Consider the following 11,454-nt stretch of genomic DNA (forward strand, 5'->3'; position numbering starts at 1 on the left):
GTCCCGATCCGGACACGCCCGCCCCCGTACGGTTCCTCCCGGCGTTCGACAACGCGATCCTCGGCTACAACGAGCGCGGCCGCATCATCGCGGACGCCCATCGCGGGATCTCCGTCGCCGGGGAACGCGCCGTCCTGGTCGACGGCCGGGTCGCCGCCACCTGGACCGTCAAGGCGGACACCGTCGTCGTCACCCTGCTGCACCGCCTCGCCAAGACCGACCGGACCGACGTCGAGGAGGAGGGGGCGCGGCTGGCGTCCTTCCTCGCCGGCGGTGATCGCGTGGAGATCATCGAGTAGCCGGGGCGGTAACCCGTGCAAGGTCATCAAGCGTCACATCTGCGAGACGAGCTTCACCCGCAAAGCCCCGCAGGGAAGGCGTTCATGACCAGATCTCGAAAGATCGCGGGAGTGGTGGCGGCGGCCGCGCTCATCGTGCCCGCGCAGGCCGGCGCGGCCGGCGCGGCCGAGGAGTGCGACCTCGCGGCGGCGGTGGGCGACCCCGCCGCGACCGTGGACGGGCAGGCCGGGGCGGGTGCCGTCCAGGTCCGGTGCGGGGACCGGTGGCTGACCCTGAGGCAGGGCGCCGCCGGCATCGCCGACTCGCCCGAGGCCGGGGACGGGTTCGGCGCGTCGGTCGCGGTGGCCGACGTCGACCGGAACGGCGCCAAGGACCTCATAGTCGGCGCGCCGGGGGAGAACAGGGGAGCCGGCGTGGCGCACGTGGTCTTCGGCCCGGGACGGGACGGGCAGCCCGCGCCGATCATGCTGGGGCAGGGCGCCGGCGGGGCTGGCGACAGGTCCGAGGCGGGCGACGGCTTCGGCACGGCCGTGGCCGCGATGGGCGGCACGGTGCTGGTCGGCGTGCCGGGCGAGGACCTGGGAGACGGCGAGGGCAAGGTCGACGCGGGCCTCGTCCACGTTCTGGCGATCAATGGCGGCCGGGTCGGCGGCGGCACGCTCCTGCACCAGGACGTCGCGGACTTCGACGGCACCGTGGAGTCCGGCGACCGGTTCGGCGCGTCGCTGGCGGCCGGCTCGTTCGACAAGCCGACCGCGGTGATCGGGGTGCCCGGCGAGGACGTCTCGACCAAGCGGGACGCCGGGATGATCCACATCGTCGAGGACCCGATCGTCGCGATCGAGGAGACGGGGGTCGGCCAGGACTCCGCGGGCATCAGCGGCGCGTCCGAGTCCGGCGACCGGTTCGGCGCGAGCGTCGCGGCGGCCTGGGACCCGGCCCTGCCGGTGCGCGTGGTCGCCGGGGTGCCCGGCGAGGACATCGGCGACGCGGCGGACGCGGGGATGGTGACCGTCCTCGGCTACGACGGCAGGCAGGCCGGCGAGGTGCTGGCCGTGCACCAGGGCGTGTCCGGGGTTCCGGGGGCCAACGAGCCCGGCGACGGGTTCGGCGCCGGCGTGGCCGCGGGCGTCGTCCACTCGGCCTCGGCGCCCCCGGAGGTGTCGGTGGCGATCGGCTCGCCCGGCGAGGACGTGGGCGGCCTGGCCGACGCCGGCCGGGTGCACGGGGTCCAGGTCGGGTCCGCCCCGCGGGTGGACGGCACCGTCAGCCAGGGCACCGACGGATTCGGCGGCATGCCGCTGGCCGGAGCGCGCTTCGGTGCCGCGCTGGCGTTCGGGCCCGGGGCGGCGCACATCGTGGCCGGCGCTCCCGGGCACGACGGCAAGGGCGCCGCGCACGCGACGCCCTGGCGGGCGCTGTTCGGCACGCCCGTGGTGGCGGACAACTGGTTCGCCGGCCGGGACGGCGTCCCGGCGGGAAGCCGGTTCGGCACGAGCGTGGCCGCGGACCCGACCGGCTGACCCCGGCCTGACCTGCGACGACGGGCAGACCGTCGCCCGATGGGCGGCGGTCTGTTCCGGTATGCGGCCCGATCTCCGCGAGATCGCTATTGCCGCGGTACGTGGCCGACTCTAGGGTGGACAGGTGTCCAGTCAGGTGCACAACCCACGTCCGGCACCGCCCCGCCTCCTCGCGCCCCACCCCCTGGGAGGATCATGGCCATCCGCGTTCTCCACGTGGCGACCGGCAACGTCGGCCGCATCGCCCTGTCCCAGCTGATCGAGGACCCCCGCTTCGACCTGGCCGGGCTCGTCGTGTCGAACCCCGAGAAGATCGGGCGGGACGCCGGTGAGCTCGCGGGCCTCGACGTGGTCACGGGCGTGCCGGCCACCGGCGACCTGGAAGCGGCGCTGGCCGCGCGGCCCGAGTGCACGGTGTACTGCGCGCTCGGCGAGATCCGGCTGACCAAGGCCCTCGGCGACATCCGGGCGATCCTCGCCGCCGGCAGCAACGTCGTCGCCTCCTCGCCGGTACCCCTGATCCACCCCTGGGGCGTGCTGCCGGACGGCATGATCGAGCCGGTCGAGGACGCCTGCCGGGCGGGCGGGACGAGCCTCTTCGTCACCGGGGTGGACCCCGGGTGGGCCAACGACCTGCTGCCCTTCGCGATCGCGAGCACCTGCCAGCGGGTGGAGCGGGTGCGCTGCCTGGAGATCGCCGACTACGCGAGCTACGACGGCAGCCCGGTCATCCTCGACTTCATGGGCTTCGGCCGGCCGGTGGGGGACCTGCCGAAGATGTTCCGGCCGGGGATGCTGGCGGCGTCCTGGGGCGTCAGCCTCCGCATGCTGGCCCGGGGGTTCGGCTTCGAGCTGGACGAGATCACCGAGTGGTTCGAGCAGGAGCCGGCGCCGGAGGCGTTCGACGTCGCCGCCGGGCACATCCCCGCGGGCGGGGTGGCGGCCGTGCGGTTCCAGATCCGCGGCGTCGTCGGCGGCAAGGAGGTCCTCGTCATCGACCACACGAACCGGCTCCGCGGCGACCTGCGCCCCGACTGGCCGCAGCCCGCGCAGGACGGCGGCTCCTACCGGGTCGAGATCGACGGCGAGCCGTCGTACCGCGTCGACGTCTGCCCGTCCAGCGCGCGGGGGGACCACAACTACTCCGCGATCGCCTCCGGCGCCGGGCGGATCGTCAACGCGATCCCCGACGTCGTCGCGGCGCCGCCGGGGCTGCGGACCCCGCTCGACCTGCCGTTCAACACCGCCCGCGGCGTCTTCGCCACGACCCTGCCCCGCTGAGCACCGACGGACCGCTGAGACCGAGGAGGACCGGAACGATGGGACGTGTGGCCGGAAAGGTCGCCCTGATCAGCGGCGGCGCACGCGGCATCGGAGCGGCCGGCGCCCGCGCGCTCGTCGCCGAGGGCGCCGAGGTCGTGATCGGCGACATCCTCGACGAGGAGGGCAAGGCCGTCGCGGACGAGCTGGGCGCCGCCGCCCGCTACGTGCACCTCGACGTGACGCGCGCCGCGGACTGGACGGCCGCCGTCGAGACCGCCGTCCGCGAGTTCGGCCGCCTCAACGTCCTCTTCAACAACGCCGGCATCGTCAACGGCGCCGCCATCGGCCGCTTCAAGGAGGCGAAGTGGCGGGAGATCATCGACGTCAACCTCACCGGCCCGTTCCTCGGCATCCGCGCGGCCACCGACGCGCTGATCGCGGCCGGCGGCGGCTCGATCATCAACAACTCGTCCATCGAGGGGCTGCGCGGCACCTCCGGCGTGCACGGCTACGTGGCCTCGAAGTGGGGCCTGCGCGGCCTGACCAAGTCGGTCGCCGTCGAGCTCGCCCCGCACGGCATCCGGGTGAACTCGTTGCACCCCGGCCTGATCCGGACGCCGATCACCGAGGGCATCCCCGACGACATGATCCCGATCCCGCTGGGCCGTCCCGGGCAGCCGGAGGAGGTCGCCGCGTTCGTGGTGTTCCTGGCCAGCGACGAGTCCTCGTACGCGACCGGGACCGAGTTCGTGATGGACGGCGGGGTCGTGAACCAGATCCCGCACAAGGGCTGACGGCACACCTTCCGCGTAGGTAGAACCTGTTCTACTATTGCCGGAACGCTGACTGGACAGGTGTCCGGGGGGAGTGGGTGGGCCGATGCTCCTGATCGAGGACGCCGACCGCGTCCGCACGTTGACGCTCGACCGTCCGGAGGCCCTCAACGCGTTCAACGAGGCCCTGTACGACGCGCTCACGGACGCGCTCCAGGAGGCCGCCGAGGACCCCTCGGTCGCGGTGGTGCTGCTGACCGGCACCGGCCGGGCGTTCAGCTCCGGAACCGACCTGCTGGAGATGGCCGAGCGCATCTCGAACCCGGACTTCGAGCCCGGCCGGCACGGGTTCCTCGGCCTCGTCGACACGCTGCGGGACTTCGACAAACCCCTGCTCCTCGCGATCAACGGGCTCGGCCTCGGCATCGGGCTGACCATCATCGGCTTCGCCGACCTGGTCCTCATGTCCAGTGAAGCGCGGCTCAAGACGCCCTTCACCAGCCTGGGCGTCGCGCCGGAGGCCGCGTCGAGCTACCTGCTGCCCCTCCTGATCGGCCGGCAGAACGCCGCCTGGGTCCTGCTCTCCTCCGAATGGATCTCGGCGGCCGAGGCCAAGGAGATGGGACTGGTCTGGCGGGTCTGCGACCCCGCCGCCCTGCTGCCGGAGGCCCGGCGGGCCGCGGCCACGCTGGCGAGCCGCCCGATCTCCAGCCTGCGCGAGGTCAAGCGCGACATGACCGCCCCCCTGCGCGAGGAGATCCGGCGGGCCCGCGAAAGGGAGAACGACGGTTTCGTACGCCTCATGGGCGGCCCCGCCAACGCCGAGGCGCTGACGGCGTTCGCGGAGGGCCGCGAGCCCGACTTCACATCGCTGCCGCCGGGCTGGTGACGCCCGGCGGGGACAGGAGCCTCTCGTGGACGCACCCGCCACAACAAGGGACGAGCAGCCGGTCAACGACACGATCAACCTGGTCAGCGGCGCGTTCTGGGGCCGCGACCCGCACGCCGAGCTCCGCTGGATCAGGGAGAACGCGCCGGTCTACTGGGACCCGCACGGCGAAGTCTGGGGTGTGTCCACCTACGCGGCGGTCAAGCACGTCTCCCGCCGCCCCGAGCAGTTCTGCAGCAACCGGGGCATACGTCCGGACAGCGACCCCATGCCGATGATGATCGACATGGACGACCCCGAGCACAAGCTGCGCCGCAAGCTGGTCAGCGCGGGCTTCACCCCGCGCCGGGTCGCCGGACGCCGGGAGTACCTCGAACGGGTTTGCGACGAGATCATCGACGAGGTCTGCGAGCGCGGCGAGTGCGACTTCGTCGCCGACCTGGCCGCGCAGCTCCCGCTGATCGTGATCGGCGACGCCCTCGGCTTCGCGCCCGCGGACCGGCAGAAGCTGCTGGCCTGGTCCGACGACATGCTCCGGGCGCTGACCGGCGGCGACGACCCCGGCCTCCTCGTCCGCGCCACCGAGGCGTTCGAGGGCTTCAACGACTACGCCGCCGCCGTCGTGGCGGACCGCCGCCGGTGCCCCCGCGACGACCTCATCAGCGCCCTCACCCACGCGACCGTCGACGGCCACCGGCTCGACCACGACTCGCTGCTGCAGGAATCCCTCCTCATCCTCATCGGAGGCGACGAGACGACGCGCCACGTCATCTCCGGCGGGATGTGGCAGCTGTTCCAGCACCCCGGCCAGCGCGACGCCCTGGTCGCGGACCCGTCCGCAATCCCCGCCGCGGTGGAGGAGATGCTGCGCTGGGTCTCCCCGATCAAGAACATGGCCCGCACCGCCACCCGCGACACCGTCCTCGACGGCCGGGACATCGCCGCCGGCGACACGCTCCTGCTGCTGTACCCGTCCGCCAACCGGGACGCCGCCGTGTTCACCGACCCCGACACCTTCGACATCACCCGGCACCCGAACGACCACCTGGCCTTCGGCAACGGCCCGCACTTCTGCTTGGGCAACAGCCTGGCCCGCCTGGAACTCCAGGTGATGTTCACCAAACTCCTGACCCGCCTCCCCGACCTGCAACCTCTCACCCCGGACGAACCCCCGCACCGCCCCGCCAACTTCGTCTCCGGCTACGAATCAATGCCCGTCCGCTTCACCCCCACCCCTCGCGTGAACCAGCCCTGACCCCGCAACTCGTCCGGCGGGCGAGTGACCGCCGCGGCGCTGGGTAGGCGGTGGGGCGATCAGCTGGTCTTGCTGTGGAGTAGGGCGACTATGAGTGGTTCTTCCGTGCCCGCGGGTGGGCGGTCCGAGGTGCGGCCGGTGCGGGCGGGGCGGTCGCTGGCGGCGGCGGCCCTGATCGGGGTGGCGCTGATGGCGGCGGTGGACGAGATCGTCTTCCACCAGCTGCTGGGCTGGCACCACTTCTACGATCGGTCGACTCCGGCGATCGGGCTGCTGGCCGACGGGTTGCTGCACACGGCTGAACTGCTGGGGCTGGTGATCGGGTTCGTGTGGTGGGCCGATCTGCGGCGCGACCGGACCCTGTCGTCGGCACACGCCTGGGCCGGGCTTTTCCTGGGGTTGGGCGGCTTCCAGTTGTTCGACGGGGTGGTCGACCACAAGGTGCTTCGCGTGCACCAGATCCGCTACGACGTCCCCGACCTGCTGCCCTATGACCTGGTCTGGAACGCCGCCGGGGTGCTGCTGCTGGCCGTCGGTGCGGCGCTGGCCGTGCGTGCGCGGCGGCTGGGCGGCCGGGAACGGTGATGGATCACGAGCATGGTCCGGTCCTCGGGGCCGGGCAGGCGGCGGCCGGGGCGTGCGCGCTGCTGGCGGTCGCCGGCTACCTTGTCGCCGCGCGGAGGCTGCGCGGCCGCGGGGACACCTGGCCGTGGGAACGGGACGCGTGTTTCGCCGCCGGTGGCGCCGCATTGGCCTTCGCGGCCGCCGGGCCGTTGCCGGGTGCGGCGTTCACCGTCCACATGGCGCAGCACCTGCTGGCCGGGATGGTCGCGCCGCTGCTGCTGGTGCTCGCCCGGCCGCTGACGCTGGCGCTGCGGGTGCTGCGCCCCGGACGGCCGCGCCGGGCGCTGGTGGCGGTCGCGCACTGGCGTGTGTCCGGCTGGTTGCTGTACCCGCCGGTGGCGGCCGTGCTCGACATGGGCGGGCTGTGGGTGCTGTACCGGACGCCGCTGCTGGCCGCCGCACAAGACCGGCCGTTCCTGCACGCGCTGGTGCACGCGCACGTGGTGGCGGCCGGGGTGCTGTTCACCGCCGCGATCTGCCAGCTGGATCCGGTGCGGCGCCGCCGGGGGCTGCCGCTCCGCGGGGCGACGCTGCTGGCCGCCGGGGCCGCGCACGCCGTCCTCGCCAAGACCCTGTACGCCCTGCCCCCGCCGGGGACGGACTTCGCGGCCGGTGATCTGCACGCCGCCGCCCAGTTGATGTACTACGGCGGCGATCTGGTCGAGGTGGCCCTGGCGGTCGTCCTCGCCGTCCAGTGGTACGCCGTGGCCGGGCGCAGGCGGCGGGTGCGGCAGGTTTCGACGTGATGACGAGGGTAGGTGCCGCATTAGCGGCCTCACTCTGAGGAGTCGCATGACTCTGCTCGGTCACCAGTCTCCCCGTTGACCGCGCAGGCACCGCGCGGACGGAAGGCGCCATGGGGCCCGGGGGAGTGATGCCAATGGGTTTGTCGGAGTACGAGCGGGCGGTGCTGCGGCGTCTCGACGCCGACCTCGACCGGCAGGACCCGTGGTTGAGCCGGCGGCTGGCCGAGTTCACCGCGCCGGCCGAGGACGCGGGGGTCTCGTGGCGGCCGCCCCGGGCGGCGGTCGCCCTGGCGGCGGTGATGGTGGCCGCGACGGCCTTCTTCGCGGCGATGATCCCGCTGGTCATGCGGCAGCCCTGCCCCGTTTCCGCCCCCGGTGCGCAGGCCACCGCCGGGCCCGGAGCGGCCGGTCCGTCCCCCTCGCCCACATGCTGACGCGGGGACTCCCGTCGGCCGACCGCCTGACCCGAGGAGTGTTCCGGTGACCGACGTGCAACGGCCGGCGGACGAGCCGGCGACGTCCCTTGCCGCGCCGGTTCGGCGCGGCAAGGGCAAGGTGCTGGTCGAGTGGCTGACCACCACCGACCACAAGAAGATCGGGTACCTGTACCTGGTCGCCTCGTTCGGGTTCTTCTCGCTCGCCGGGCTGATGGCCATGGTCCTGCGCGGGGAACTGGTCCAGCCGGGGCTGCAGTTCGTGAGCAACGAACAGTACAACCAGATGTTCACCATGCACGGCACGCTCATGCTGCTCTTCTTCGCGACCCCGCTGTTCGCGGGGTTCGCCAACGTCATCATGCCGCTGCAGATCGGCGCGCCGGACGTGGCGTTCCCCCGCCTGAACGCGCTGAGCTTCTGGCTGTTCTTCTTCGGCGCCCTGGTCTCCCTCTCCGGTTTCCTGACCCCCGAGGGCGCCGCGAGTTTCGGCTGGACCGCCTACCCGAACCTCTCGGACGACGCGCGTTCCCCGGGGGTGGGCGGGGACCTGTGGGTCGGCGGCCTGATCATGTCGGGCTTCGGGACGATCCTGGGCGCCGTCAACTTCATCACCAGCATCCTCACCATGCGCGCGCCCGGGTTGACCATGTTCCGGATGCCGATCTTCACGTGGAACGTGCTGTTCACGTCGATCCTGGTACTGCTGGCCTTCCCCGTGCTGGCCGCCGCCCTGGCCGCCCTGTGGGCCGACCGCATCCTGGACGCCCACATCTACGACCCCGCGCACGGGGGCCCGCTGATGTACCAGCACCTGTTCTGGTTCTTCGGGCATCCCGAGGTCTACATCGTCGCGCTGCCGTTCTTCGGGATCATCACCGAGGTCATCCCCGTCTTCAGCCGCAAGCCCCTGTTCGGCTACGTCGGCATGGTGTTCGCCACCATCACCATCACCGGCCTGTCGATGACGGTATGGGCGCACCACATGTTCGCCACCGGACGGGTGCTGCTGCCGTTCTTCTCCTTCCTGTCCTTCCTCATCGCCGTCCCGACCGGCATCAAGTTCTTCAACTGGGTCGGGACGCTGTGGCGCGGGCAGATCGTCCTGCAGTCCCCGATGCTGTGGGCGCTGGGATTCCTGGTCACCTTCCTGTTCGGCGGCCTCACCGGCGTCATCCTCGCCTCGCCGCCGCTGGACTTCCAGGTACACGACTCCTACTTCGTGGTCGCGCACTTCCACTACGTGCTGTTCGGCACCGTGGTGTTCGCGATGTTCGCCGGATTCTCCTTCTGGTGGCCCAAGATGACCGGCAGGATGCTGGACGAACGGCTGTCGAAGATCCACTTCTGGATGCTGTTCATCGGTTTCCACACCACCTTCCTCGTCCAGCACTGGCTCGGCGCCGACGGCATGCCGCGCCGCTACGCCGACTACGCCGACGAGTTCACCACCCTGAACCTGGTCTCCTCCGCCGGAGCCGCGCTGCTCGGGCTGTCGACCTTCCCGTTCCTGCTGAACGTCTGGCGCACCTTCCGCAAGGGCCGGGACGTGCACGTCGACGACCCCTGGGGCTACGGCAACTCCCTGGAATGGGCCACCTCCTGCCCGCCGCCGCGGCACAACTTCACCGCCGTCCCGCTCATCCGCTCGGAACGTCCGGCCTTCGACCTGCGCTATCCCCGCGTCGGCGCCGGCCCGGCCCAGCCATATCTCCCGGCCGATGACCAGAGCCCGGGTGGCGCGTCCTGACATGCGGAAACGTTCGCCCGCCGGGAGCCGCGACCGGGCCAACGCCACATAAAGATCTTGAAGTTCGGCCGCCGGAGAAGTGCGAGGCGGAACCTGCCGGGTAGGCGCACCGAGCGTCAAGCCGATCTGTAAACGAGAGGAAGGATGAGCCTGGTGGCGTTCAACCCGTTCGAACACCGCGGTATCCCGATCGACGACCAGTTCCGCAACTGGGGCCAGCTCGACGTGGCCCCGATCGACCCCGACAACTCCGACCCGTACACCAAGTGCCGCATCATCGCGATGAACGGCGTCGAGGTGGAGGCGATCATGTACAGCCACCACTTCGCCCGGATGTGTCCCGATATCGAGACCAAGCAGCAGCTGGCCAAGGTCCGCTACGTCGAGCAGCAGCAGCAGAAGGTCGTCAACTGGCTGCTGCCGGGCCAGGCGTCGGTCCTGGAGACGACGCTGTCGTACGAGCAGGTCGCCACCGACCTGACGGGCTGGGTGGCCCGGATGGAGCCCGACCCCTACCTCAAGGCGTGCTACGAGTTCGGCCTCCTGGAGGACTTCGACCACCTGTACCGGTACGCCAACCTGTACGAGATGATCGAGCACCGCAAGGCGGAGAAGATCGTCGACGGGCTCACCGAGGTGATGCCGGGACGCCCCACCTACCAGCAGCACCGCAACCCGGTCGACAACGTCCGCGAGCCCTACGACCGCGAGGCCGCCGCGCCGCTGTCGAAGCTGCACGCGCTGACCATCATGGCGGCCGAGCAGCAGACGATGAACTTCTACATGAACATGGGCCCGCTCTACATGGAGCCCATCGCCCGGCAGCTCTACCAGGAGATCGGGATGGTGGAGGAGGAGCACGTCACCCACTACGAGTCCATGCTGGACCCGAACGAGACCTGGTACGAGCGCCTCGTCAACCACGAGTACAACGAGTGCTACATGTACTACTCGTTCATGCAGACCGAGAGCGACCCGCGCGTCAAGGGCATCTGGGAGCTGCACCTGAACATGGAGCTGGAGCACCTGCGCCTCGCGTGCGACATGATGCGCCAGGCGGAGGGCCGCGACCCGGAGGCGATGCTGCCGCGGGAGCTGCCCGAGCCGGTCACGTTCGAGCCGAACAAGGCGTACATCCGCGAGCTGCTCGCCACGCAGATCGACTACACCACGCTGGGCACCGGCATCGTCTGGGAGGCCCACGAGCGCTTCGAGGCCATGCAGGACCGGATCAACGCCGAGCGGCCGTCGACCGAGATCGTCATCGACGAGCACCGGCACAAGTTCGGCGACGAGTACCGCCTGGAGACCGACGGCCCGCACCCGGTCGCGCGCATGCGCGACAAGCCGTACGCGTAGCCGCCCCGCGGCCCCGGCACATCGCACCCCAGGCGGGTGGACACCGAACGACGAAGCGAGGGAACCGGCAGTGAGCACCACCGAGAAGCAGTACTCGTCCACCGAGGATCTGATCGACCTGCTGAAGGCGCAGCACGGCCAGATCCGTGACCTGTTCGACGAGGTGATGCATACGCAGGGGCAGGAGCGCAAGGAGGCGTTCCGTGCCCTGGTACGGCTGCTGGCCGTGCACGAGACCGCCGAAGAGGAGATCGTCCACCCGATGGCCCGCCGCATCCCCGGCGGCGACGGGATCGTGGACGACCGGCTGGCCGAGGAGCGCCAGGCCAAGGAGGTGCTGGCCGAGCTGGACGGCATGGACACCGAGGACCCCGCGTTCCTCAAGACGCTCGACAGGCTGCGCATGGACGTGCTGACGCACGCCCGCGCCGAGGAGCGCTACGAGTTCGACCGGATCCAGGACCAGTTCAGCCCGGCGCAGCTCAGGGGGTTCGCGGCCGCGGTCCGCGCCGCCCAGGCGACCGCCCCCACCCGGCCC

Annotated in this window: 12 protein-coding genes; all 12 read left to right on the forward strand. The window is 71.4% G+C overall.

All coding sequences use genetic code 11. The annotated features are described in order from the left end of the window. Positions 1-299 (forward strand): crosslink repair DNA glycosylase YcaQ family protein (locus E1289_RS32375; protein WP_165970700.1); only part of this gene is annotated, 299 nt, incomplete at its 5' end. 84 nt (positions 300-383) lie between these two features. Continuing rightward, on the forward strand, positions 384-1,823 hold the full coding sequence (locus E1289_RS32380; RefSeq protein ID WP_131987073.1) for an FG-GAP repeat protein: 1,440 nt from the start codon (positions 384-386) through the stop codon (positions 1,821-1,823). Between the two features lie 195 nt (positions 1,824-2,018). Further along, the gene (locus E1289_RS32385) at positions 2,019-3,104 is read left to right on the forward strand and encodes a diacylglycerol kinase (protein WP_131987075.1); all 1,086 of its coding nucleotides are present in this window, start codon (positions 2,019-2,021) and stop codon (positions 3,102-3,104) included. 38 nt (positions 3,105-3,142) lie between these two features. Beyond that, a complete protein-coding gene (locus E1289_RS32390; RefSeq protein WP_131987077.1) occupies positions 3,143-3,880 on the forward strand; it encodes a glucose 1-dehydrogenase in 738 nt (245 codons plus the stop codon). A gap of 85 nt (positions 3,881-3,965) precedes the next feature. Continuing rightward, a complete protein-coding gene (locus E1289_RS32395; protein WP_131987079.1) occupies positions 3,966-4,748 on the forward strand; it encodes an enoyl-CoA hydratase-related protein in 783 nt (260 codons plus the stop codon). 25 nt (positions 4,749-4,773) lie between these two features. Beyond that, a complete protein-coding gene (locus E1289_RS32400; RefSeq protein WP_243713293.1) occupies positions 4,774-6,003 on the forward strand; it encodes a cytochrome P450 in 1,230 nt (409 codons plus the stop codon). Positions 6,004-6,093: 90 nt separating this feature from the next. Then, positions 6,094-6,588 carry a DUF2243 domain-containing protein gene (locus E1289_RS32405; protein WP_131987081.1) on the forward strand — a complete coding sequence of 165 codons (495 nt, stop codon included), beginning with the start codon at positions 6,094-6,096 and terminating at the stop codon, positions 6,586-6,588. Then, positions 6,588-7,373: a cytochrome c oxidase assembly protein gene (locus tag E1289_RS32410; protein WP_131987082.1), complete on the forward strand. Its 786-nt coding sequence runs from the start codon at positions 6,588-6,590 to the stop codon at positions 7,371-7,373. Before E1289_RS32405 ends, E1289_RS32410 begins: the two co-directional genes overlap by 1 nt. A gap of 134 nt (positions 7,374-7,507) precedes the next feature. Beyond that, positions 7,508-7,807, forward strand: coding sequence for a DUF3040 domain-containing protein (locus E1289_RS32415; RefSeq protein WP_165970701.1), 300 nt, complete (start codon positions 7,508-7,510; stop codon positions 7,805-7,807). Between the two features lie 55 nt (positions 7,808-7,862). Beyond that, positions 7,863-9,557: a cytochrome c oxidase subunit I gene (gene ctaD / locus E1289_RS32420; protein WP_207929292.1), complete on the forward strand. Its 1,695-nt coding sequence runs from the start codon at positions 7,863-7,865 to the stop codon at positions 9,555-9,557. Between the two features lie 144 nt (positions 9,558-9,701). Then, the gene (locus tag E1289_RS32425; protein WP_243713294.1) at positions 9,702-10,916 is read left to right on the forward strand and encodes a hypothetical protein; all 1,215 of its coding nucleotides are present in this window, start codon (positions 9,702-9,704) and stop codon (positions 10,914-10,916) included. 70 nt (positions 10,917-10,986) lie between these two features. Further along, positions 10,987-11,454 (forward strand): hemerythrin domain-containing protein (locus E1289_RS32430; RefSeq protein ID WP_131987086.1); only part of this gene is annotated, 468 nt, incomplete at its 3' end.

Source organism: Actinomadura sp. 6K520 (genome assembly GCF_004349245.1).
Classification (GTDB): domain Bacteria; phylum Actinomycetota; class Actinomycetes; order Streptosporangiales; family Streptosporangiaceae; genus Spirillospora.